This is a genomic window from Blattabacterium cuenoti (assembly GCF_014251255.1).
In the GTDB taxonomy this organism is placed as follows: Bacteria; Bacteroidota; Bacteroidia; order Flavobacteriales; family Blattabacteriaceae; genus Blattabacterium; species Blattabacterium cuenoti_W.
On sequence record NZ_CP059182.1, the window covers coordinates 492823 to 517125 of the forward strand.

Sequence of the window (24303 nt, forward strand, 5' to 3'; positions counted from 1 at the left end):
ATAATTTTTCTTTATTTATAAGAACGAGATTGCAATTTTACAAAATTAAAAGATAAATTTTCTTTGTGCATAATTTCTTCACTAAGAAGTTTTTCTTTTTGATATTCCCATACAGAAATATATTTATAATGAATATCGTCTCGTAAGGCTTCTCCTTCTTTTGTTTGATATTCTTCTCTAAAATGACTTCCACAAGATTCTTTTCTATTTAAAGCATCCATTGCTATTAGTTCTCCTAATTCTAAAAAATCTGCAACACGTTCAGCTTTTTCTAATTCTGAATTGAATCCATCATTTTTCTTTCCAGGAACATAAATATTTTTCCAAAATTCATCACGTAGTTCTTGTATTCTTTCTATGGATTCAGATAATCCTTTATGATTTCTACTCATCCCAACATATTTCCACATGATTTTTCCAAGTTCCTTGTGAAAAAAATCAACAGAAAAATCTCCATTATTATGAAGAAATCGTTTTATTCTATCTTTTACATTTTTTTCAGAATTATCAAATTCTATATGTTTTGTAGATATATTTTTTTTATGTACAACATATTGAGATAAATAATCCGCTATAGTATATGGCAAAATAAAATAACCATCAGCTAATCCTTGCATTAATGCAGAAGCTCCAAGACGATTTGCTCCATGATCTGAAAAGTTAGCTTCTCCTATAACATAACATCCTTTTATAGAAGACATTAAATTATAATCTACCCATAATCCCCCCATAGTGTAATGAACAGCAGGATAAATTTTCATGGGATTTTTATAAGGATTTTTATTGGTTATTTTCTCATACATATGAAATAAATTTCCATATTTAGATTCCATAACACTTTCTCCCAACTTTTTAATTTCTACGAAAGTTGGATTTTTAATTCCAAGTTCATTTGCTTTTTCTATTCCATATTGTTTTATAGAATAAGAAAAATCTAAAAAGACACCTTCTTTTTCTTCATTATTCTCTATTCCTAATCCTTTATCACAACGTTCTTTAGCCGCACGTGATGCCACATCTCTTGGAACAAGATTTCCAAATGATGGATAACGTCTTTCAAGATAATAATCTTTTTCTTCTTCAAGAAGATCTTCAGGAGATTTAGTTCCATTTCTTATAGAAATAGCGTCTTCTATTTTTTTTGGAACCCAAATACGTCCATCATTTCTCAATGATTCAGACATCAATGTTAATTTAGATTGATAATTTCCATGAACTGGAATACAAGTTGGATGTATTTGAGTATAACAAGGATTTGCAAAAAATCCACCTTTTTTATGAACTTTCCAAATAGCACTAGCATTAGCTCCCATTGCATTAGTTGATAAAAAAAACACATTTCCATAACCTCCAGATGCAATAATAACAGCATGTGCTGTATGACGTTCAATTTCTCCAGAAATTAAATTTCTAGCAATGATTCCTCTAGCAGCTCCTTCTATGACAACTAAATCAAGCATTTCATGACGATTATACATTTTTATTCTTCCTTTTCCAATTTGTCTAGACATAGCTGAATAACAACCCAATAAAAGTTGTTGTCCTGTTTGTCCTTTAGCATAAAAAGTTCTAGAAACTTTAGTTCCTCCAAAAGATCTATTTTCAAGATACCCAGCATAATCACGAGCAAATGGAACTCCTTGAGCAACACATTGATCAATAATATTAGAAGAGATTTCTGCCAAACGATAGACATTTGCTTCTCTAGATCTATAATCTCCTCCTTTAATAGTATCATAAAAAAGTTGATAAACAGAATCATTATCTCCTTTGTAATTTTTAGAAGCGTTAATTCCTCCTTGTGCAGCAACAGAGTGAGCTCTTCTAGGAGAATCTTGATAACAAAAAACTTTAACCTTATATCCTAGTTCAGCCAAAGAAGCGCAGGTAGATCCACCAGAAAGTCCTGTTCCAATCACTATAATTTCTATCTTAGATCTATTATTAGGAGATACTAATTTTAAAGTAGATTTATGATTGGTCCATTTTTGAGACAGTTCTCCACTCGGTATTTTTGAGTTTAGTTTCAATATATTATGATTATTATTATTTATAACTAAAAATAAAAAAAAATAATACGACTCTCATTGAATGAAAAAAAACCAAATAGCTATAATAGAAAATCCAGAACAAATAAGCCAAAAATAAAAACAACCTAATTTCTGTATCCAATACAATCTTCTTTTGTTAGTAGATAATCCTAATGATTGAAAAGACGATTGAAATCCATGACTCAAATGGATTCCTAGAATGAAAAATGAAAAAACATATACAAATGTATATATAGGATTTTTAAATAATGAAACAACTATATTATAATCTGAATTTTCATGATGATATTTCATAGGAATCATAAAATTCATCAAATGTAAAATTAAAAAACATAAAATTAAAAATCCTGTATAAATCATAGTACGGCTCCCAAATGAAGAAACAGATTGTTGAACAGCATAATCTTCTCTTCCCTTTGTTTTTCTATTTTTTAAATGCAATCTAATTCCAAAAAAAATATGAATAATAAATCCTAATGCAAGAACATATTCTAATATTCTAACAATCATATTCCTTCTCATAAAAGCAACAGCTTCATTAAATGATTTTTCTCCACAAAAAAGAAAAAGGTTCACACTTAAATGTAACGATAAAAAAGACATAAGAAAAATCCCCGTAATAGCCATTACGATTTTTTTACTTACAGAAGATTGAATAAAGTGACATTGATTCATTAGAGAATTTCTATGTAAGTAAATATATTTAAAAAAATATTTCAATCAAAAATTTATTTTTATCTATTTCCTATTTTTTTTTTAAAAGCTTCTATTAAAAAATCAATATCTTTTTTTTCATTGAAAATTCCAAAAGAAATTCTTACAGGCATCATTGTTTCCAACAAATGTTTATTTTTTGTAATAGATTGAATAACATGAGATAAATTTTTATTATTATTTGATTTACAAGAACTACCATCAGAAATAGCCACTCCCATTAAATCTAAATGGAAATATAACAAGTGATCCTTTTTTGGATAAAAAAAATTTAATATAGTAGGAAGACTCTTCTCAAGAGAGTCTGATAATCCATTAAAAATAACATCTGGAATTATTTTTTTTAATTCTGAAATACAATAAGATTTTAAATATTTCATCTTTTTTAAATGATTTGTTAGATTGCAGCAAGATAAATGTAATGCTTTGGATAAGCCAATAATTCCATAAACATTTTCTGTTCCTGAACGAATTCCATACTCTTGATTTCCACCTGTAATTAACGGTTTTATTTTCTTTATGAGACTTTTTCTAATATACATAAAACCTATTCCTTTTGGACCATAAAATTTATGTGCACTTGCTGTTGCAAAATCAAAAGAAAGCTGTTTCATATTAATTGGAACATTTCCTATGATTTGAACGGTATCTGAATGAAAATAAGCATTATATTTTTTACAAAGAGAAAAAACTTTATCTAGTTCTAAGAAATTTCCTATTTCGTTATTTGCAGACATTAAACTAACAAGCATTTTTTTATTAGATTTATAAAAATTTTTCTTCAATATTTTTTCTAGATGATTTAAATCAATTGTTCCTTTATCTTGAAGATGAACAAATTCTACAAGAACTTGGTAATTTTTAGATAAATCAAAAACTGTTTGTAATACAGAGTCGTGTTCCAATGGAGAAGTCAAAATATATTGAACTTTTAGATTCATTATAGATGATCTCAAAACAAAATTATTGGCTTCAGTTCCACCTGAAGTAAAAATAATTTCATCTGGTTCAGCATTAATTTCTTTTGCAATATGAATTCTAGATTTTTCTATGATAGAACGAGTTTTTCTTCCATAACTATGTTGTGTAGAAGATGGATTTCCAAATGAATTTTTTAATGTTTTTAACATCACTTTTATCACTTCATTTCTTACAGGAGTTGTCGCTGCATTATCTAAATATACTTTTTTCATTAGAATTATAATTTGTTCAAATTCCGATTGTTAAAAAAAAAATATAAAAAAAATCTCGTCATTAATTTTGTATATTTATCATTGTTATTTTTATTAATTCAATTAAAATTTTGATTGAAAATTTTTATAATTTCTACTTATTGTTTTTTGTTTTAAAAATGTTATTAAAATGTCTATTTTATTTTTATTTAAATTGAGTAAATATGAAAATAAATGTTGGATTTTCGGTTCTAATGGGGTTTATGATTGGAATTATTACATGTTATTTTTTTGGAAAAAAAACCATATTAAAAAAATATATTCAATTATTAGAAAAAGCAAATATTCAAGCAAAGAGAATTATAAAAAATGCTGAAAAAGAAGGAGAATCTATTAAAAGAAAAAAAATAATTCAAGCAAAAGAAAAATTTATAGAACTTAAGTATAAACATGAAAAAGATGTTCATTTCAGAGAAAAAAAAATAATTGATGGAGAAAAAAAAACAAAAGAAAAAGAAAATAGATTATCAAAAGAAATAGAAATTTATTTTAAAAAAAACAATCGTTTAGAAGGACAAATACATGATTATGAGAAAAAATTTAAAATTCTTCAAAAAAAACAAGAAGAGTTTAATAACATGTATACAAAACAAATAGAATTACTTGAGAAAATATCCAATTACTCTTCTGAAGAAGCGAAAAATGATTTAATTGGAATTCTTAAAGAAGAAGCAAAGATAAAAGCACAATCACACATACAAAACATTATAGAAGAATCTCAATTAACTGCAAAAATGGAAGCAAAAAAAATTGTTATTCAAGCTATTCAAAGAATAGGAACAGAACAAGCAGTTGAAAATGCAGTATCTATTTTTAATATAGAATCAGATGATGTAAAAGGTCGTATAATTGGAAGGGAAGGAAGAAATATAAGAGCTTTAGAAAAAGCAACAGGAGTAGAAATCATTGTAGATGATACTCCGGAAGCAATTCTTTTATCTTGTTTTAATCCCATACGAAGAGAAGTGGCAAGATTGTCTCTTCATAAATTAGTAATAGATGGACGTATACATCCGGCAAGAATTGAAGAAATAGTAGCAAAAACAGAAAAACAAATTGAAGAAGAAATAGTAGAAATAGGAAAAAAAAATATAATAGATTTAGGAATTCATGGAATTCATCCAGAATTAATTAAAATGATAGGAAGAATGAAATATCGTTCTTCTTATGGACAAAATCTTTTACAACATTCTCGTGAAGTCGCTCATTTGTCAGGAATATTAGCTTCAGAATTAGGGTTAAATGCAAAATTAGCTAAACGTGCAGGATTGTTACACGATATTGGAAAAATTCCTGAAAAAGAATCAGAACTTCCACATGCTATTTTAGGAATGCAATGGGCAGAAAAATATGGAGAAAATATGGAAGTGTGTAATGCAATAGGAGCACATCATGATGAAATGGAAATGAAAGTTTTAATATCTCCTATTGTACAAGTATCAGATTCTATTAGTGGAGCACGTCCAGGAGTTAGAAGAAATTCTTTTGAATCTTATTCTAAAAGATTAAAAAATTTAGAAGATATAGCTTTTAGTTTTGAAGGAGTCAATAAAGCATTTGCTATGCAAGCAGGAAGAGAACTACGTGTTTTAGTAGAAAGCAAAAAAATAGATGATAAAAAAGCTTTTCAATTATCTTGTGAGATCACAGAAAAAATAAAAAAAGAAATGACTTATCCTGGGCAAATAAAAGTAACAGTGATTAGAGAAACTAGAGCTGTACAAATCGCCAAATAAAATTAATAAAAAATTATGAAAGATTCTATTACTATTACTTCATTCATTGATAAATATTTTCTTCATTTTAATGCTCTAACTTTATCAGAAGCAGCTAAAGCATATAAATATCATATCAAAAATAATGGAAAAATGATGATAACCTTAGCTGGAGCTATGAGTACAGCAGAATTAGGAAAAATATTAGCGGAAATGATAAGGAAAAATAAAGTACATATAATTTCTTGTACTGGAGCTAACTTAGAAGAAGATATAACAAATTTAATAGCTCATTCTCATTATAAAAAAATTCCCAATTATAGAGATTTAACTCCAGATGAAGAAAAAAATTTTTTAAAAAAAGGATTCAATCGTGTAACAGATACATGTATTCCGGAAGAACAAGCTTTTAAACTTTTACAAAAACATATTTTCAATATGTGGAAAAGAGCTAAAGAAAAATCTAAACGATATTTTCCTCATGAATATATTTATCAATTATTATTAGAAAATATTTTGGAACCATATTATAATATAAATTCAAAAGATAGTTGGGTATTAGCTGCTGCAAAAAAAAATTTACCTATGGTTGTTCCAGGTTGGGAAGATAGCACAATGGGAAATATTTTTTCCTCATATTGTATGAAAAAATTATTTCAACCATTCCTCGTTAAAAATGGAATAGAATACATGATTTATTTAGCTAAATGGTATCAAAAAGAATCTGCTCATAGGAAAATAGGATTTTTTCAAATAGGTGGAGGGATTTCAGGAGACTTTCCTATTTGTGTTGTTCCCATGCTTTCACAAGATATAGGATTACATCCGACTCCTTTTTGGTCTTATTTTTGTCAAATTTCAGATTCTACTACTAGCTATGGATCTTATTCTGGAGCCATTCCTAATGAAAAAATCACTTGGGGGAAACTCGATAAAGATACTCCAAAATTTATTATAGAATCAGATGCGACCATTGTTGCTCCATTAATTTTTGCATATATATTAAATATGTAAATGTAAAATTATGTATTATATGTAGTAACTTTATTATATATTTCTTTAGTTTAAAATTTAAAAAAATTATTACTCATGATGATGATGCATAATTATAATAATTATGATATTGTAGTGATAGGATCTGGTCCAGGAGGTTATATATCCGCTATTCGTGCAAGTCAACTTGGTTTTCACACCGCTATTGTAGAAAAATACCAAGAATTAGGAGGAACATGTTTAAATGTAGGATGCATTCCTTCTAAATCCCTTTTAGATTCTTCTAAATATTACTTTTTAGCTAAAAAAAACTATTATGATGAACATGGAATTTTTTTCCATAAACTTTCTTTAGATTTCCAAAAAATGATGAGGAGAAAAAATGAAATAGTAAAAAAAACAAGTAATGGAGTAAAATATTTGATGAAAAAAAACAATATTGATTTATATCAAGGGATAGCTACTTTTAAAAAAAAGAACATTCTTTCTATAAAGAATAAAGAATCTTTAAAGGAAATAAAATTCAAACATTGTATCATAGCTACAGGATCCAAACCTTTAGGTCTTCCATTTTTTTTAAATTTCAATCATAAAAAAAGAATTATTTCTTCTACAGAAGCTCTTTTTCTGAAAGAAAAACCAAATCAATTAATAATAATTGGAGGAGGAACAATAGGACTGGAATTAGGATCTATTTACAGTAGATTGGGCAGTTCTGTTACTATTATTGATTCTATGAATAGGATTATCTCAAATATGGATCATTCTTTAAGTCAAGAAATTGAAAAAATACTGAAAAAATCTTTTATTAAAATAAAAACCTCTTCGTTAGTTACGAATATCATTTCAAATGATGATAATACAGTATCAGTTCATGTCAAAGATAACAATAATGGAAATAATAAAATATATACAGGAGATTATTGTCTTATATCCATTGGAAGGAATCCTTATACAAAAAATCTAGGATTAGAAAATATAGGAATAAAAAAAAACAAAAAAGGATTCATCTTAGTTGATAATTTTTTACAAAGTTCTGTAAAAAATATTTATGCTATAGGAGATGTTATAGGTGGAAAAATGTTAGCGCACAAAGCGGAAGAAGAAGGATTATATGTAGTTGAACATATAGCAGGACAAAAACCAAATAAAATAAACTACGATTTAATTCCCTCAGTGGTATATACTTATCCTGAAATATCTAGTGTGGGAAATACAGAAGATGAAATCAAGAAAAAAGGAATAGAATATAATATAGGATATTTTCCTATGAAAATATTAGGAAGAGCTCGTGCAAGTGGAAATACTGAAGGTTTTATAAAAATTATTTCTCATAAAAAAACAGATGAAATTCTAGGAGTTCATATGATAGGAGATCATGTTTCAGATATGATTATGGAAGCCACTGTTGCAATGGAATTTCGTGCTTCTTCAGAAGACATATATAGAATTTGTCATCCACATCCTACTTTTAGCGAAGCTTTTAAAGAGGCAGCATTATTAAGTTTTGAAAATCATTCTTTACATTATTAATTCAGTTTTTGTTATACCAACAAATAGTTTTTTTTCCTTTTTTATGCAAAAATTGATTAGTCTTTAAAAAATGTTTGGATCCAAAAAAACTAATATTTGCAGAAAAAGGAGATGGATGTGAAGCTTTTAAAATATAATGTTCGTTATAAAAATTGATGACGGATGCTTTTTTTATAGCATATTTTCCCCATAATAGAAAAACAATATTCTTTTTTTTATTAGAAATTATTTGTATAATTTTTTCTGTAAAAATCTCCCATCCTTTATCTTTATGAGATCCAGGAAACCCTTCTCTAACTGTTAAAATAGAATTAAGGAGTAAAACTCCTTGTTTAGCCCATCCAATCAAAGATCCATTAGATGGAAGTAACTCCTTTCTGTTAAAAGAATTGTTGACTTCTATAAAAATATTCCTTAGTGAAGGAGGAAAAGAAATTCCATTCGGAACAGAAAAAGAAAGTCCATCTGCTTGATTTTTTTTGTAATAAGGATCTTGTCCTAAAATGACAACTTTTACTTTTTGAAAAGGACAATGATTTAAAGATGAAAAAATGTTTTTCTTTTCTGGAAAACAAATGTATTTTTTATATTCTCTGTTAAGAAAGTTTTTTAATTTTTGAAAATAAGGTTTTCCCCATTCATTTCTTAAATGAAAAATCCAATCAGAATTAATTTTTTTAATCATGTTTTCTTTTATTTTAAAAATATTTAATACTTCTCATTATTAGAATATGAGTTTTTCTGTTTTTTAACAGGAAAATCGTTCTCTCTAAAAAGAGAGAAACTTGATTATTTATTATATTCTATTACTCACCATGCAAGAATTTTTTTTTCTGAAAAAGATCTTCTTTAGTTTCAAAATGATTTTTATCTAAGATGCAACAATTCACTGGACATATTATTGCGCATTGAGGTTCATCATAAAAACCAACACACTCTGTACATTTTTCTGAAACTACAAAATAAATTTCTTGTTCCTTAGGATTTTTAGGAATAGTAGGATCCATTTCTAATTCTTTGTTTTTTCCTTTCTTTAAAGAAGTTCCGTCTGACATTCTCCACATCTTCCCTCCTTCATAAATAGCTCTATTAGGACATTCTGATTCACATGCTCCACAATTAATACATTCTTCTGTGATTTTTATGGACATTGAAAATAAATTATATTATATATACTATTAGTTAGTAAATATAAATGAAAAAAATATAGTGTATGATTTTTTAAATATTAATGTTTTTTTTTTTGAAAAATGACAGGGAGACTAACCTAGTATAATGTTGTAAAAAGACTTAAAATGGAACTTTAATAATTAATTTATCATTATCATCAATATCAACTTTTTTTAATATTTTTCCATCTACTATAGGAGCAGATAATCCTTTTTTTAAGGAAAAAGAACGATAACATAAAAAAATTCTAGATTCGTCCCAAATATTTTTTTCAATGAAACTTTCTAAAGTCATTTTTCCTCCTTCTACAATTAAGGATAAAATTTTTTTTTGATATAAATGATTTAATATATTCTTTATGATTCCTTTATCGAAAGAAATCTGAACAAATTCTATATTTTTTTTATTTTCTTTTTTTTTTTCCGTAAAAACAATTGTATGTTGTTCTCCATTAAAAACAAAATAAGAAGTAGATATATTCAAATTTCTATCAAGAATAATCCGAATAGGATTCTTTCCAAACCATTTTCTAACATTTAATTTAGGATTATCATTTAATACAGTTTTTTTTCCTACTAAAAGACTATCCTCTTCTGATCTCCATTTATGACTCAATTGTCTAGAATAAATCCCACTAATCCAAAAACGTTTACGATCTTTTTTATTATTAAAAGAATAATCCATAAATCCGTTATCACTTTGTGCCCATTTTAATATAACATAAGGTCTATTTTTTTCATAGAAAGTAAAAAAACGTTTATTCAAAAAACGACATTGATCTTCTAAAACATTTTCTATAACTTCTACTCCATATTCTTTTAATTTTTGTATGCCTAATCCTTTTTTCTTATAAGAAGGATCTCGTACACCTATTACCACTCTAGGGATATTTCTTTTAAGAATTAAATCAACACAAGGAGGAGTTTTTCCAAAATGAACACATGGTTCTAATGTCACATAAAGAGTAGAATCAGAAAATAAAGAAATATCCTTTACCATATTAATAGCATTAACTTCTGCATGAGATTTTCCTGCTTGATAATGCCATCCTTCAGAAAGAATTAAACCATTTCTTTCTATGACACATCCTACCATAGGATTAGGAGAAGTAGATCCCAACCCCTTTTTAGCCAATTGAATGGCTCTATACATAAAAATTATTTTCTCTTTCATAATAAAAACGCATCACATTTTTTTTAAATGTGTTTTTTTTATTTTTACTTGATTGAAAAAACTAAGAATTCCATATTTTCCAAGATTCTTCTGCTTGAATCCGTAACATTTCTAATCCATTTCTAATCATAGCTCCTCTCTTTTCTCCTTTTTTTAAGAACAAAGTTTTAGATGGATTATAAACTACATCATAAAGATAGTGATAAGAAGAAATATATTGATAAGGTAAAGGAGGACATAATTTTACCATAGGATAAGTTCCTAAAGGAGTGCAATTAATGATAATCTTACAATTTTCTATTAAATCTTTATTTAATTCTTCATACACAATAAAATTCTTATTTTTTTTCTTTCTAGAAACATATTTATATGGAATTTTCCATTTTCTTAAAATAAATGAAATAGATTTAGAGACACCTCCAGTTCCAAGAATCAAAGCAGACATTGTATTATTGTTTTCATGATATGCAAATTTATTCATATCCTTTTGAAAGGATAACTCAAATCCTAAAACATCTGTATTGTATCCAATTCTTCTATGTTGATTCTGTATTTTAACTACATTTACTGAACCAATAGATTTTGCTTCTGGCATAACTTGAGTAAGAAAAGGAATAACACTCGTTTTATATGGAATAGTAATGTTGCACCCTTTTAAATAAGGATTTTTAAAAATATATAAAATATCCTCTATATTTGGAATATCAAAGATTTCGTAAGTCACATGATGAATAGATTCCTTTTTAAATTTTTCTAAAAAAAAATTCTTTGAAAAAGAATAACTGATTTTCTTTCCAACTAGTCCAAAAATAGATTTATCATATTTTTTTTTTTCTATTTTCAAAGCAAAAAAAATTACCTATTCTTCTTTTTTTAATCTCATACGTTCTCTGTATCTAGCTTTTAAAATTTTATTTCTTCTTCCTTCAGAAGGTTTTATATATTGTTGTTTTTCTCTAAATTCTTTTAAAATACGCGTTTTATCGAATTTTTTTTTACATTTCTTCAAGGCCTTATCGATTGATTCACCTTCTCTTACTGTCGTAATTAATACCACCATATAAACAAATTTCTGTGGACACTATCGGATTTGAACCGACGACCTCTACTCTGTCAAAGTAGCGCTCTAAACCAACTGAGCTAAATGTCCTTGAACTTTTTTTTTAACTTAACTAACAAAATTAAATATTTTTTTTTGATGCAAAAAAATCACTATTAATTACTTTACTAAAGAAATAAATCTGAATTTTTCCAAAAAAATGTCATACAATATTTTAGAAAAATCTATAGAACATTTAAAAGGAGTAAGCTCAAAAAAAGCCCGTCTATTTAATATTGAATTGAATATTCATACATATGAAGATTTACTTTCTTTTTATCCAAAAAAATATATTAATTGCTCCATATTAAATATATCAGAATTCAAATCAAATATTGAAAAAAATAATAACAATAATATAATACAAATATTAGGAAAAGTAACCAAGATAGAAGAAAAAAAAATTAATCCTAATAATAAAAAAGGAAGAATTATATTGATAGCACGTTTAGAAGATCATACAGGTTTTATTGAATTGGTATGGTTTCAAAAAATAAATTTTTTTAAGAAAAATATTAAAAAAAATGTTCCAATAGTCGTATTAATTTTTGGAAACATTAAATTATATCAAAAAAAAATTCAAATTATTCATCCAAATATTCAAAAATTCAAACTCAAAAATAATTTTTATCCTATCTACTCTATTTCTAAAAAATTTAAAGAAAACGGAATCAATAATTTATTGATGATTAATCTATTACAAAACTTAATAAAAGAATCAAAAAATGAGATAAAAGAAATTTTCTTTCAAGATATTATTATTAAAAAAAAATTAATGCCAAGAAAAGAAGCGTTAATTCAAATACATTTTCCTAAATCTTCAGAAAAACTATTTCAAGCACAATATCGTTTAAAATTTGAAGAATTGTTCTTTTTAAAATTATCTTTCTTATATAAGAATAAAAACACAACATCATTATCCAGTTATCCTTTTTACAAATTAGGGAAAAATTTTTCAAAATTCTACAAATATTTCTTACCCTTTACTTTAACAGAAGAACAAAAAAGAGTTTTTAAAGAAATATGGAATGACTTAAAAAAACCTATTCAAATGAATAGATTATTACAAGGAGATGTAGGATGTGGAAAAACGATAATAGCTATATTATCAATGCTTGTTGCTTTAGATAATGGGTTTCAATCTTGTTTGATGGTTCCAACTGAAGTTTTAGCTGTACAACATTATTCTTCCATAAAAAAAATGTTTTCTGAAATTGGAGTTAAAATAGCTTTATTAACAAGTTCCACTTCTAATAAAAGACGTGAATGTATCTATCATGATCTTTTCACAGGAAAGATTTCTATTTTAATAGGAACACATACTTTAATTCAAGATAAAGTTATTTTTAAAAATCTTGGATTAGCAATAATAGATGAGCAACAACGTTTTGGAGTGGAACAAAGAGCAAAAATTTGGGAAAAAAATAAAAAACCTCCTCACATATTAATCATGACAGCAACACCTATTCCTAGAACTTTAGCTATGACTCTTTACAAAAATTTAAAAATTTCTATTATTAAAGAATATCCTAAAGGAAGAAAACCAATTAAAACCGTTCATTTTTTCAATAAAATGAGATATAAAGTATTTGAAATAATAAAAAATCAAATTATAAAAGGAAGACAAATATACATTGTCTATCCTACTATAGAAGAAAAGGAAAAATTTAGTAGATATCAAAATTTAATAAAAGGATATCATATTTTAAAAGAAAAATTCAAAAATTTGGAAAATCAAATTGGAATTTTACATGGAAAAATGACACCTCAAGAAAAAAACATTCAAATGATTCGATTTTTACGTGGAGAAACTAAAATAATGGTTTCTACTACCGTTATAGAAGTAGGAGTTGATGTTCCAAATGCTTCAATCATTTTAATAGAAAATGCAGATTGTTTTGGATTGTCTCAATTACATCAATTAAGAGGGAGAGTAGGAAGAGGAGTTCACCAAAGTTATTGCATTCTTATGACAAATGATAAAATTAGTATTGAAGGACATTTTAGAATAAAAAAAATGTGTCAAACTAATAACGGTTTAGAAATTGCAAAAGAAGATCTTAAATTACGAGGAAGTGGAGATTTAACAGGAACAAAACAAAGCGGAAGAACTTCTTATTTAAGAATTGCAAATCTTATGAAAGATTATCAGCTCATGAAAGAAGTTATTCCTATCGCTAAAAATTTTTTTTACAAAAATCCTAATTTTTTATTAACTCAAAAAACTACTACAAAAAGTCATTTTTATAAATACTACAAATCTTTTTGGGGAAGAATCAGTTAATAAAAAACTTCACGAAATAGTTTTAAACGGGAAGGAATAGAAAAAATTATTTATTAATTTTCAATAATCAAGTAAAAAAGAAAAAGTGAATGTGAATTTTTTTCATTCTAAATGAATTAGAGATTCTATAGAAGAACACAAGAGATTTTTTTCTCTATAAAAAAATTTCATTAATTTTTAAAAATTATTTACTACAGAAAGTAAAAATATTATGGATATGATTATGGATGATAACAACATAAAAATCAATTGGAGTATCCAAAAATGGATTTGTTTTGTCTCAGTATTGATATTTTTTATAAAGTTAATTACTTGGCATATAACTTCTTCTCTTTCTGTATTCAGTGATGCGATGGAAAGCATAACAAATATATTTAGTGGTTTTATAGGATTATATAGCCTTTATATCTCCTCTTTACCTAAAGATCATAATCACCCATATGGTCATGGAAAAATAGAATTTATATCTACTGCAATAGAAGGTTTTTTTATTTTTATTGTAGGAATCGTCATTTTTATAAAAACTTTAATACATCTTAATAAAAATATTATGAATGAAACTTTTTTATTAAGATTAGATTATGGAATTTTTTTAATGTTATTCACGGCTATTATCAATTATTTTCTAGGTTTTTTTGCTTGTAAAATAGGAAATAAAAATGGAACTTTAACACTAGTCGCTAGTGGGAAACATCTTCAAATAGATACTTATTCTACTCTTGGAATAATTATAGGATTAACATTGTTAAATATAACTAAATGGATATGGATAGATCCTATTATTTCTATTATTTTTTCATCCTTAATTCTATATACGGGATTAAAATTATTAAGAAATGCTACAGCTGGAATTATGGATGAATCTGATAAAAAACTCTTAAATAAATTATCTTTTTATCTAAATGAAAAAAGAGATCTCCATTGGATAGATCTTCATCATTTAAAAATTATTAAATATGGAAGTGCGTTACATGTTGATTGTCATTTAACTGTTCCATGGTTTTTTAATATTAAAGAAGCCAATAAAGAAGTACAAAAATTAACGGATTTAACAAAGAAAAAATTTGGAAATAAAGTAGAACTCTCCGTACATGTAGATGCTTGTACAAAACATCATTGTATATTTTGTTTCAATCATTCATGTCAATTTAGACAAAATTTTTTTCAAGAAAAAATTCTTTGGACATTAGATAAGACTTCATATTAAAACAATAAATCTTAGATTAAAAGAAAAGATCTTATTTTTAGTGAGAATAAAAGAATAAAAAAATATAAATATGGAATATAATACTAACCGTTTCAAATTGGTTATTCCAGAATATGGAAGAAATATTCATAAAATGATAGACTATGCAATACAAATAAAAAATAGAAAAAAACGTAACAGATGTGCATGGAGTATCATTAAACTAATGACTTCTTCTACTAGTCCAAGATTTAACAAAGAAATTCCATATTTTCAACATAAATTATGGAATCAATTGTTTATTATGTCCAAATATCAATTGGATGTTGATCCTCCTTTTCCAAAACCAAATCCAGAAAAAATGAAAATAAAATGTAAAAAAGTTGTATATCCAGAATATATAACCAATTTTAGATATTATGGAAAAATCATAAGAAATATGATACATGTAGCAATTCATTGTAAAAATAGACAAAAAAAAGAAGGATTGTTCTATGCTATAGCAAATACAATGAAAAAAAATTATTTAAGATGGAATAAAAATATTGTAGAAGATGATGTCATATTTCAAGATTTGAAAGAACTTTCAAAAGGAAAAATATGTTTGATGAATAATACGGATAATACATTGATACAATGTTCCCATATTTTATTCAATTCAAAAAGAAAAAAAAATTATATAAACAGAAAAAACAAAATATGATTATGATGAATAATCATAATGGCTAAATGGCTACTTTTAAAATAAAAGGAGGGTTTTCTTTGAAAGGAGAAGTTAAACCTCAAGGGGCAAAGAATGAAGCTTTACAAGTATTGTGTGCTGTTTTATTAACATCAGAAAAACTAAGAATAAAAAATATTCCAGAAATAGGAGATGTAAAATGTTTAATACAAATACTTAAACATTTAGGAGTCTATGTTCAAAAAAATGATGTTGGAGATTATACTTTTCAAGCAAAAAATATTCAACTTGAATATTTCAGTACGAAAAAATTTCGTGAATATGGAAAATATATTAGAGGATCTCTCATGATCGCTGGTCCATTATTAGCTAGATTTGGAGTGGCATGGATGCCTATTCCTGGAGGTGATAGAATTGGTCGTAGACGTTTGGATGCTCATTTAAAAGGATTTCAATCTTTGGGATGTTCTATCGATTATCATGAAGATAAATTTTTTCATTTATATACTAAAAAATATTTAACTGGACAATACATTTTATTAGAAGAAGCATCTATCACTGGAACAGCGAATATTATCATGGCAGCTTCTCTAGCTAAAGGGAAAACAACTATTTACAATGCTGCGTGCGAACCTTATATTCAACAGTTATGTAGACTTTTAAATAAAATGGGAGCTAAAATAAAAGGAATTGCTTCTAATCTAATTAATATAACTGGAGTCAAAGAATTAGGAGGATGTACACATAGTCTTTTACCTGATATGGTAGAAATAGGAAGTTGGATTGGATTAGCAGCAATTACTAATTCTGAAATTAAAATTAAAAATGTGAGTTGGAAAAATTTAGGAATTATTCCGAATACATTTAATAAAATGGGAATCAAGTTAGAAAAAGAAAATGATGATATTTATATTCCATCGCAAAAATCTTATAAAATAAAAAAATTATTAAATAATGCAATATTAACGATTTCTGATGCTCCATGGCCAGGCCTAACTCCAGATTTATTAAGTATTTTAACAGTAGTTGCGACTCAAGCGAAAGGAAGTGTTTTAATTCACCAAAAAATGTTCGAAAGTAGATTGTTTTTTGTAGATAAACTAATTGAAATGGGAGCACAAATTATATTATGTGATCCTCATAGAGCTACTGTGATTGGATTAAATCATCAATCTTATTTACGAGGTTCTTTATTAAACTCTCCAGATATACGAGCAGGAATATCACTTCTCATTGCGGCTCTTTCTGCTAAAGGAACTAGTATTATCAATAATATAGAACAAATAGATAGGGGATATGAAAATATTGATCAAAGATTACGTTTTTTAGGAGCAAACATTTTGCGAGAATAAGAATAATTATTATGAGATGAATCATGAAAAAATTATAAAAAAAAACTGAATAAAAACACTATATTCCTTATATTATTTTATTATTCACAAAATCAATTAACTTTATAAAAATAAATAATGTGAATATAAATAATAATGAAAAAAACTATGGAAAAATTCGAATATATAACTAAAGAAGGATTAAAAAAACTACAAAAAGAAATAGAAAGACTAGAAAACATAGAACGTCCAAAAATATCCATGCAAATAGCAGAAGCTAGAGACAAAGGAGATCTTTCAGAAAATGCAGAATATGATGCAATAAAAGAAGCTCAAGGATTCTTAGAAATGAATATAGCCAAATTAAAAAAAAAATTATCTAATGCACGAGTTATAGATGGTTCAAAAATAAACAAAAATAGAGTTTCTATTCTTTCTACAGTAAGAGTTAAGAATTTAACATATGGAGGAGAACAAATTTATACTTTAGTTCCAGAAGGAGAAGCAGATTTAAAATCTGGAAAAATTTCCATAAATACTCCTATATCTACAGGATTACTTGGAAAACAAGTGGGACAAATAGCTCAGATTAAACTTCCCAATAAAATGATCCTAGATTACGAAATATTAGAAATAGCATTTAGTGAATAAATGAATAAAAAAAATAACATTTTCGCAAAAATAATTAAAAACGAAGTTTTTTCTTATAAAGTAGCAGAAAATACTGAACATTTAGCTTTTTTAGATATTCATCCAATAAAAATCGGACATACTTTAGTTGTCCCAAAAAAAAACAATCAAGAAAAAATATTCTCTATAACAGAAAAAGAATTTCTGAGTCTTATGTCTTTTTCTAGAAAAATAGCTATAGGAATTGAAAAAACGATCCCTTGTAATCGTGTGGGATTATTCGTTCTTGGTTTTGAAATTCCTCATGTTCATGTCCATTTAATTCCTATGGATAAAGAAAGTGATGTAGGTTTTTCTTATAAAAAAAAAATGATTTTGTCTGTTAAAGATTTTGAAATTTTATCAAAAAAAATAAAAAAATCTATATCTATAGGATGAAAAAAATAAAAATTATTGATTATGATTCCAATGAAATAATATTTTTAACCCTTTTATTGTATGTAATTTATCTTTAAGATGAATTTTTTTGGTTAAAGGAGTGTATATATGAGAAAGGCCCCCAGTTGCAATAACAAAACAATTTGTTTTTAATTCTTTATTAATACGAGTTATAAGTCCTTCTACCATACTTATATATCCATATATAATTCCACTTTGAATACATGTTTCAGTATATTGTCCTAATAGACTAGGAGGCTTTTTCAATTCTATTTGTGAAAGTTGAGCTGTATTCCCAATCAATGCTGTTAATGAACTATTAACTCCTGGAGCTATAATAATTCCTTGAAGTTTTCCATATTTATTATCTATACAAGTTAAACTTAATGCAGTTCCAAAATCTACAACAACTAAAGTTGTTTTTTTATGTTTATACAATGTATATGCAGCTATCGCATTAGCATATAAATCTGTTCCCAATTGATGAGAATAATGTTTGATTGGAGAATCAGAATTTCTATCTACTATTATTGGTTTTATTTTATGAATTTCATATAAGGATTGTTCAACAATATTTGTAAGAGAGGGAACGACAGATCCAATCACAATATTTTGTATTAATTTTGATAGAATTCCATATTGTTGATATATATTTCTAAATAATAAAATATATTCATCTAATGATCTATGAGGATTACTATTAATAATCCATGAACAATTACATTTGAAATTATAATTATTATTAAATAGTCCAAAACGAAGACTTGAATTTCCAATATTTATGGTTAACAACATTATTAACTTCATTTTTGAAAAAAAAATAAAAATGTAATTATTACATTTACCCATCATTTTAATAATATGTTTATATTATACAATAAAACAAATATTTACTACAAAATAAAAGGAAATAAAAGTGGAATAGCCATTATTTTTTTGCATGGATTTATGGAAAGCTTAGAAATTTTTTTACCAATTTCCAATTTTCTTTCAAAAAAATACAAAGTCATTTTAATAGATTTTCCTGGTCATGGAAAAAGTTCTTTTTTCAATTTAGAAAAAAAAATTTTTTCTATGGAAAAATCTGCTGAGATAATAAAATTAATTTTAGAAAAAGAAAAAATAGAAAAAGCAATTTTTATTGGTCATTCTATGGGAGGATATATTGCTTTAGCTTTTGCAGAAAAAAATCCAGAAATCCTTTTAGGATTATGTTTACTTCATTCTACAGCATCATCTGATACACTGGAAAGAAAAAAAAACCGTATTAGATCTATACAACTTATAACAGAGAATTACCCTCTATTTGTTTCTACTAATCTCAATAAATTATTTAATCCTAACAAATTTAATTTGTTACAAAAAGAATTTCATTTTTTAAAGAAAATAGCATTATCTACTTCTGTTTGCAGTGTTATTTCTTTTTTAAGAGGAATGTCTATTCGAAAAGATAGAAAATTTGTATTAAGAAACACAAAATTTCCAAAATTATATATTATAGGTCTTTATGATTTAATTCTTGATCCCAAAAAAATTATTGAGGAATCAAAAAGTGGATATAAAAGTTATTCTATTAACATTCCCACAGGTCATATGGGTCCACTAGAAAATTCAAAAAAAATAATCGAAATTTTGGAAAATTTTGTATTTCATTGCATTATGAAATAATAATGAATAAAAAAGAACTAAGAAAAAAATATTTTTTTTATAGAAAATCTTTTTCTAAAAAAGAAATTTTTAAAAAGAGTTATGAAATTTTTTTACAGTTAAAAAAACTTTTCATTTGGAACAAAAAATATTACCATATTTTTTTACCTATACAAAAACATAATGAAATTAATACATTTATTATTATCGATTTTCTTTTTAAAAAAAAAAGTATGTCACAATTCCTCATTCCAATTTTCATGAATTATCCATAGAGAATTGTTTTTTTGATGAAAAAACTTTTTTAAGAGTAAATCAATATGGAATTCTAGAACCTAGAAAAAAAAATATAATTCCTCCTGATCTTATTGAGGTGATATTTATTCCATTATTAGTTTTTGATAATAAAGGATATCGTGTTGGATATGGAAAAGGATTTTATGATAGATTTATTAGACTATGTAAAAACAATGTTATCAAAATAGGGTTAAGTTTTTTTTCCCCTGTAAAAAAAATTGAACCTCTTCATAAAAATGATCTTATCCTAGATATAGGAATCACTGTCAAGAAAGTTTTTTTTTTCAATAATTCAATAAAAAAATACCTTAAAAATATCCCAGACAATAACCATCATCATGATAAGACTAATCATTAAAAATCCAATGAAAGTAGAACGTTCAATAACGATTTCTTTAATTCTTTTTTGTGTGATCATTTCTATTAAAATGAAGAATATATATCCTCCATCTAATGATGGAATAGGAAATAGATTTAGAAAAGCTAACCATATAGACAAAGTAGCTGTTAAAGACCAAAAAATATCCCAGTTCCATTGAGAAGGAAATTCTTTTACCATGGAAAAAAAACTGCCTATTTGTTTATAAGCTTTAGTTTTTATATGAAAAACATTTTTCAGAAAAAAAATTTGATTTTTTAATACTTCCCAAGTTCTTTTCCCACCGTAAGACAAACTTTCAATTACAGAAAAATTCTTTTTTTCAAATGAAAAAATTTGATCCAAATCCATAAAATTTTTTAAAAAAATTCCTAAAAATCCTTTTTTATTTAAAAAAACTTTTTTTTGAATAAGAGAACCATTTCTATTAATAGATAAATTAATCGTTGTATTTTTATATCTTGATAAAAGATCTTTTAATTGGTCAGAAAATAAAACAAATTCAGAGTTTACTTCTATAATTTTATCATCTTTTTTCAGTCCTGATTTATCTGCTTCTGAATTTTTTATTACATAGTTTACAATAGGAGGAATGCGAGGTTTAATAAAAAACCTAAATTCTTTTCTATCAAAAAGAAATCTTTTTTTCTCATCGGTTAATGATAAATTAATTATTTTCCCCATTCTATCTACAGTAATTGAATTTCCCAAAATAATCGATTTAGGAATATCATTGAAGTAAGAGATATATTTTCCATTTATTAATAAAATACGATCTCCATTTTCTAACCCAATTTTTTTTCCAAAAGAATCTACTTCAATTCCAAATTTGACATTTTTTGTAGGAAGATTTTTTTCTCCATATTTAAATAATAAAGAAGAAAAAATGATTATAGATAATAATACATTGAAAAGAATTCCTCCTGATATAATTAATAATCGTTTTATTGCAGATTTTGAACGAAACTCCCAATCTTTTTTTTTATTATCTAAATATGAATTTTCATCTAAAATCATTCCAGATATTTTAACATAACCTCCTAAAGGAAGCCATCCTATTCCATAAATAGTTTGTCCTATTTTTTTTTTGAAAATAGAAAACCAAGGGTCAAAAAACAAAAAAAATTTTTCAACACGTACTTTAAATATTTTAGCAAATAAAAAATGACCCAATTCGTGAATAACAATCAATATAGAAATACTGAGAAACAACTGTATAGATCGAATAAAAATAGACATTATCATTTCTAATGATTATTAATGTTGTTATTAATTATAACTTTATTCATACTTTATGAAGTAAATTTAAAACTTTATTTCATTTTTTTTCATATTACTATATTACTAATTGAGTAATTTCATATTATTTTATTTATTATCAATATCAAAATAAATTTTGAAAAAAAATTTGAATTTATCTAATCTAAAAAAAGGAGAAAAAGGAATTATTAAAGGATATAAAAATGAGAATTTTCCTCTCAAATTATTAGAATTGGGAGTTTTGCCTGGAGTCAAATTTGAAATACTTTTTGTTTCTATTTTTTATGATCCACTTTGTATTAGATACGATCAATCTTGTTTAGCTTTGCGTAAAAAAGAAGCGGAAAATATTTTAATAGAACCTATTTGAGTTTTTGATAAAAAAAAAATTAATGCAACAAAGAATAATTAAATTAGCACTTATTGGAAATCCAAATGTTGGAAAAACTTCTTTGTTCAATAAACTAACTGGACTTAATCAAAAAGTAGGAAATTATTTAGGAGTTACCGTTGATAAAAAAATAGGATATTTTTTTTATGAAAACATTTATTATCAAATAATAGATCTTCCTGGAACTTATAGTCTATATCCTTCATCTGAAGATGAAGAAGTTGTTTGTAACTTATTAAACAATGTAGAAGATATTGATTATCCAGATAAAATCATTGTGGTAGCAGATTCTTCTAATATTAAAAAAAGCCTTCTATTATTTAGACAAATACAAGATTTAGGATTTCCTGTATTGTTCATATTGAATATGATAGATGAAGCAAAAAAAAAAGGTGTTATCATTGATATCAATGAACTCAAAAAACTTTTGATTACAGAAATTATATTGATCAATGCAAGAAAAGGAATAGGAGTGGAAAAAATTAAAAAAAAAATAAAGAATCTGAAAAAAAAAACGAAAAACTACTTCTTTTTCAATCCGGGACTTCGTTATCATATTGCTATTAAAGATGTAAAAAAAAATTATAAAATAAATACTTACCAAGCTTGGTATTACTTAGCTAACAGTAAAAATTTTTTTAAAAAAAACAATATCCTCCTAAATGAAATTAGGAAAAAACACAATATCATTTCTAAAAGATTGCAAATTAAAGAAACATTAGATAGATATGAAGAAATAGGAAAAATATTCTCTAAAACAGTTTCAGAAAAAAAAAAATCACATTTAGAATTTTCAAAAAAAATAGACAATTACTTGATATTACATCCTTTATGGGGGTATTTGATTTTTTTTATTTTTTTATTTTTTATTTTTCAAAGTGTTTTTTTATGGTCAGAAAAACCTAAAAAAATCATAGAATTTTTTTTTTCTTTTCTTCAAAGAAAACTAGAAAATGTTTATCCAGGCCCTTTAAACAATTTCCTTTTGAAAGGAGTTTTACCAGGAATTAGTTCTATAATTACTTTTATTCCACAAATTTCTGTTTTATTATTTTTTATTCTTCTTATGGAAGAAAGCGGTTATATAAGTCGAGTTATCTTTCTAATGGATAGAATCATGCGTCCATTTGGATTAAATGGAAAAAGTGTAGTTCCTATTATTTCTAGTGTTGCTTGTGCTATCCCAGCTGTAATGTCTGCTAGACATATTGAAAATCCTAGAGATCGTTTAATTACTATTCTAATAACTCCTTTTATGACATGTTCTGCTAGATTACCTGTTTATACATTAATTATATCTATGATTATTCCGGATAAAAAATGGTTTTTTATTCAATTAAGAGGAATAGTTCTTATGGCAATGTACTTATTAGGTATTTTATCCGCTTTGAGCATATCTATGATTCTTCATCAATTTTTAAAAAAAAATTATAAAAGTCATCTTATTATGGAAATTCCTACTTATAAACGTCCTATGTTCAGAAATATATTCATTACTCTGTGGATAAATTTAAAATCATTCATTTTTAATGCAGGAAAAATGATTTTATTAATCAGTATATTAATTTGGGGACTAGGATCTTTTGGGCCTTCAGAATCTTCTAAAGATAAAGATTCTACTACTTTTTTTGAAAATATGATAAAAAGGAAAGAGTTACCTAATTCTTATTTAGGATTAATAGGAAAAAAAATAGAACCTTTTATTAAGCCATTAGGATATGATTGGAAAATAGGAATTGGATTACTTTCTTCTTTTGTAGCAAGAGAAGTTTTTGTTAGTACTATGTCATCAGTCTATAGCATAGAAAAAAAAGGAGATTTATTTTTTTTAAAGGGAAAAATGAAAAAAGAAGAAGACCCTAATACGAAAATTACAACAAATAATAATATTGCTACAGGAGTTTCTTTACTATTTTTTTATGCATTTTCTATGCAATGTATGAGTACATTGTCCATCATAAAAAAAGAAACAAAATCTTGGAAATGGCCTATCTTACAATTTATTTTTATGACAATATTAGCTTATCTTTCTTCTTTTTTTGTATATCAAATATTAAAAAAATAAAAACATGTGGCAATACATTGTCATTGGAATATT

The 24303-nt window shown here is 25.4% G+C and carries 23 protein-coding genes and 1 tRNA gene; 13 read left to right on the forward strand and 11 right to left on the reverse strand.

Annotated elements, in window-relative coordinates; all coding sequences use genetic code 11:
* Positions 1 to 11: 11 nt before the first annotated feature.
* The 3 genes from H0H77_RS02390 to H0H77_RS02400 are packed head-to-tail and all read right to left on the reverse strand — an operon-like array spanning position 12 to position 3958.
* Positions 12 to 2033 carry a fumarate reductase/succinate dehydrogenase flavoprotein subunit gene (locus H0H77_RS02390; protein ID WP_185851873.1) on the reverse strand — a complete coding sequence of 674 codons (2022 nt, stop codon included), beginning with the start codon at positions 2031 to 2033 and terminating at the stop codon, positions 12 to 14.
* Positions 2034 to 2084: 51 nt separating this feature from the next.
* Positions 2085 to 2726: a succinate dehydrogenase cytochrome b subunit gene (locus H0H77_RS02395; protein ID WP_185851471.1), complete on the reverse strand. Its 642-nt coding sequence runs from the start codon at positions 2724 to 2726 to the stop codon at positions 2085 to 2087.
* Between the two features lie 59 nt (positions 2727 to 2785).
* A complete protein-coding gene (locus tag H0H77_RS02400; RefSeq protein ID WP_185851472.1) occupies positions 2786 to 3958 on the reverse strand; it encodes a cysteine desulfurase family protein in 1173 nt (390 codons plus the stop codon).
* 203 nt (positions 3959 to 4161) lie between these two features.
* On the opposite strand from H0H77_RS02400, the gene rny reads away from it, so the two are divergent.
* From rny to lpdA, 3 genes are all read left to right on the forward strand, one after another.
* Positions 4162 to 5733, forward strand: a complete 1572-nt coding sequence (rny, locus tag H0H77_RS02405) for a ribonuclease Y (protein ID WP_185851473.1) — start codon at positions 4162 to 4164, stop codon at positions 5731 to 5733.
* Positions 5734 to 5748: 15 nt separating this feature from the next.
* Positions 5749 to 6726 carry a deoxyhypusine synthase family protein gene (locus H0H77_RS02410; RefSeq protein WP_185851474.1) on the forward strand — a complete coding sequence of 326 codons (978 nt, stop codon included), beginning with the start codon at positions 5749 to 5751 and terminating at the stop codon, positions 6724 to 6726.
* Positions 6727 to 6801: 75 nt separating this feature from the next.
* Positions 6802 to 8238 (forward strand): dihydrolipoyl dehydrogenase, encoded by a 1437-nt coding sequence (gene lpdA / locus H0H77_RS02415; protein ID WP_238783784.1) that lies wholly within the window; start codon positions 6802 to 6804, stop codon positions 8236 to 8238.
* Position 8239: 1 nt separating this feature from the next.
* Here the strand turns inward: lpdA and H0H77_RS02420 are convergent, their stop codons facing one another.
* The 6 genes from H0H77_RS02420 to H0H77_RS02445 form a co-directional block, all read right to left on the reverse strand.
* Positions 8240 to 8923, reverse strand: coding sequence for a uracil-DNA glycosylase (locus H0H77_RS02420; RefSeq protein WP_185851475.1), 684 nt, complete (start codon positions 8921 to 8923; stop codon positions 8240 to 8242).
* Positions 8924 to 9044: 121 nt separating this feature from the next.
* A complete protein-coding gene (locus H0H77_RS02425; protein WP_185851476.1) occupies positions 9045 to 9389 on the reverse strand; it encodes a 4Fe-4S binding protein in 345 nt (114 codons plus the stop codon).
* 139 nt (positions 9390 to 9528) lie between these two features.
* Complete coding sequence (gene ribD, locus H0H77_RS02430; RefSeq protein WP_185851477.1) at positions 9529 to 10581, reverse strand: bifunctional diaminohydroxyphosphoribosylaminopyrimidine deaminase/5-amino-6-(5-phosphoribosylamino)uracil reductase RibD; 1053 nt, start codon at positions 10579 to 10581, stop codon at positions 9529 to 9531.
* Between the two features lie 61 nt (positions 10582 to 10642).
* Positions 10643 to 11425, reverse strand: a complete 783-nt coding sequence (locus H0H77_RS02435) for a shikimate dehydrogenase family protein (protein ID WP_185851478.1) — start codon at positions 11423 to 11425, stop codon at positions 10643 to 10645.
* Positions 11426 to 11440: 15 nt separating this feature from the next.
* Positions 11441 to 11638, reverse strand: coding sequence for a 30S ribosomal protein S21 (rpsU, locus tag H0H77_RS02440; RefSeq protein ID WP_185851875.1), 198 nt, complete (start codon positions 11636 to 11638; stop codon positions 11441 to 11443).
* Between the two features lie 18 nt (positions 11639 to 11656).
* A tRNA-Val gene (locus tag H0H77_RS02445) sits at positions 11657 to 11731 on the reverse strand.
* 109 nt (positions 11732 to 11840) lie between these two features.
* Between H0H77_RS02445 and recG the strand changes: the two genes are divergently transcribed.
* The 6 genes from recG (at position 11841) to H0H77_RS02475 (ending at position 18231) form a co-directional block, all read left to right on the forward strand.
* Positions 11841 to 13964, forward strand: coding sequence for an ATP-dependent DNA helicase RecG (gene recG, locus H0H77_RS02450; protein ID WP_185851479.1), 2124 nt, complete (start codon positions 11841 to 11843; stop codon positions 13962 to 13964).
* Between the two features lie 223 nt (positions 13965 to 14187).
* Positions 14188 to 15171, forward strand: a complete 984-nt coding sequence (locus tag H0H77_RS02455; protein ID WP_185851876.1) for a cation diffusion facilitator family transporter — start codon at positions 14188 to 14190, stop codon at positions 15169 to 15171.
* A gap of 70 nt (positions 15172 to 15241) precedes the next feature.
* Positions 15242 to 15853 carry a DUF4290 domain-containing protein gene (locus tag H0H77_RS02460; protein WP_185851480.1) on the forward strand — a complete coding sequence of 204 codons (612 nt, stop codon included), beginning with the start codon at positions 15242 to 15244 and terminating at the stop codon, positions 15851 to 15853.
* Positions 15854 to 15879: 26 nt separating this feature from the next.
* Entirely contained in the window at positions 15880 to 17184 is a 1305-nt protein-coding gene (gene murA / locus H0H77_RS02465) for a UDP-N-acetylglucosamine 1-carboxyvinyltransferase (protein ID WP_185851481.1), read from the forward strand.
* A gap of 147 nt (positions 17185 to 17331) precedes the next feature.
* Complete coding sequence (greA, locus tag H0H77_RS02470) at positions 17332 to 17814, forward strand: transcription elongation factor GreA (RefSeq protein ID WP_185851482.1); 483 nt, start codon at positions 17332 to 17334, stop codon at positions 17812 to 17814.
* Positions 17815 to 18231 carry an HIT family protein gene (locus H0H77_RS02475; protein WP_185851483.1) on the forward strand — a complete coding sequence of 139 codons (417 nt, stop codon included), beginning with the start codon at positions 17815 to 17817 and terminating at the stop codon, positions 18229 to 18231. It begins immediately after the preceding gene.
* Between the two features lie 12 nt (positions 18232 to 18243).
* Here H0H77_RS02475 and H0H77_RS02480 read toward each other — a convergent pair whose 3' ends face one another.
* A complete protein-coding gene (locus H0H77_RS02480; RefSeq protein ID WP_185851877.1) occupies positions 18244 to 19026 on the reverse strand; it encodes a type III pantothenate kinase in 783 nt (260 codons plus the stop codon).
* 66 nt (positions 19027 to 19092) lie between these two features.
* Between H0H77_RS02480 and H0H77_RS02485 the strand changes: the two genes are divergently transcribed.
* Positions 19093 to 19899, forward strand: coding sequence for an alpha/beta fold hydrolase (locus H0H77_RS02485; protein ID WP_185851484.1), 807 nt, complete (start codon positions 19093 to 19095; stop codon positions 19897 to 19899).
* 250 nt (positions 19900 to 20149) lie between these two features.
* On the forward strand, positions 20150 to 20533 hold the full coding sequence (locus H0H77_RS03085) for a 5-formyltetrahydrofolate cyclo-ligase (RefSeq protein WP_317168009.1): 384 nt from the start codon (positions 20150 to 20152) through the stop codon (positions 20531 to 20533).
* Here H0H77_RS03085 and rseP read toward each other — a convergent pair.
* Positions 20468 to 21796 (reverse strand): RIP metalloprotease RseP, encoded by a 1329-nt coding sequence (rseP, locus tag H0H77_RS02495; RefSeq protein ID WP_185851878.1) that lies wholly within the window; start codon positions 21794 to 21796, stop codon positions 20468 to 20470. The two genes, H0H77_RS03085 and rseP, sit on opposite strands and share 66 nt — an antisense overlap.
* A gap of 154 nt (positions 21797 to 21950) precedes the next feature.
* Here rseP and H0H77_RS02500 point away from each other — a divergent pair, with 154 nt between their 5' ends.
* Together H0H77_RS02500 and feoB are read left to right on the forward strand one after the other, a co-directional pair.
* Positions 21951 to 22184 (forward strand): FeoA family protein, encoded by a 234-nt coding sequence (locus tag H0H77_RS02500; protein WP_238783785.1) that lies wholly within the window; start codon positions 21951 to 21953, stop codon positions 22182 to 22184.
* Positions 22185 to 22206: 22 nt separating this feature from the next.
* Complete coding sequence (feoB, locus tag H0H77_RS02505) at positions 22207 to 24270, forward strand: ferrous iron transport protein B (protein WP_185851485.1); 2064 nt, start codon at positions 22207 to 22209, stop codon at positions 24268 to 24270.
* Positions 24271 to 24303: the final 33 nt, after the last annotated feature.

Bases quoted from the DNA above. Each gene is read 5' to 3' on its own strand.
- H0H77_RS02395 (WP_185851471.1), bottom strand. From the start codon at position 2,726: ATGAATCAATGTCACTTTATTCAATCTTCTGTAAGTAAAAAAATCGTA.
- H0H77_RS02400 (WP_185851472.1), bottom strand. From the start codon at position 3,958: ATGAAAAAAGTATATTTAGATAATGCAGCGACAACTCCTGTAAGAAAT.
- rny (WP_185851473.1), top strand. From the start codon at position 4,162: ATGAAAATAAATGTTGGATTTTCGGTTCTAATGGGGTTTATGATTGGA.
- H0H77_RS02410 (WP_185851474.1), top strand. From the start codon at position 5,749: ATGAAAGATTCTATTACTATTACTTCATTCATTGATAAATATTTTCTT.
- lpdA (WP_238783784.1), top strand. From the start codon at position 6,802: ATGATGATGATGCATAATTATAATAATTATGATATTGTAGTGATAGGA.
- H0H77_RS02420 (WP_185851475.1), bottom strand. From the start codon at position 8,923: ATGATTAAAAAAATTAATTCTGATTGGATTTTTCATTTAAGAAATGAA.
- H0H77_RS02425 (WP_185851476.1), bottom strand. From the start codon at position 9,389: ATGTCCATAAAAATCACAGAAGAATGTATTAATTGTGGAGCATGTGAA.
- ribD (WP_185851477.1), bottom strand. From the start codon at position 10,581: ATGAAAGAGAAAATAATTTTTATGTATAGAGCCATTCAATTGGCTAAA.
- recG (WP_185851479.1), top strand. From the start codon at position 11,841: ATGTCATACAATATTTTAGAAAAATCTATAGAACATTTAAAAGGAGTA.
- H0H77_RS02455 (WP_185851876.1), top strand. From the start codon at position 14,188: ATGGATGATAACAACATAAAAATCAATTGGAGTATCCAAAAATGGATT.
- H0H77_RS02460 (WP_185851480.1), top strand. From the start codon at position 15,242: ATGGAATATAATACTAACCGTTTCAAATTGGTTATTCCAGAATATGGA.
- murA (WP_185851481.1), top strand. From the start codon at position 15,880: ATGGCTACTTTTAAAATAAAAGGAGGGTTTTCTTTGAAAGGAGAAGTT.
- greA (WP_185851482.1), top strand. From the start codon at position 17,332: ATGGAAAAATTCGAATATATAACTAAAGAAGGATTAAAAAAACTACAA.
- H0H77_RS02475 (WP_185851483.1), top strand. From the start codon at position 17,815: ATGAATAAAAAAAATAACATTTTCGCAAAAATAATTAAAAACGAAGTT.
- H0H77_RS02480 (WP_185851877.1), bottom strand. From the start codon at position 19,026: ATGTTGTTAACCATAAATATTGGAAATTCAAGTCTTCGTTTTGGACTA.
- H0H77_RS02485 (WP_185851484.1), top strand. From the start codon at position 19,093: ATGTTTATATTATACAATAAAACAAATATTTACTACAAAATAAAAGGA.
- feoB (WP_185851485.1), top strand. From the start codon at position 22,207: ATGCAACAAAGAATAATTAAATTAGCACTTATTGGAAATCCAAATGTT.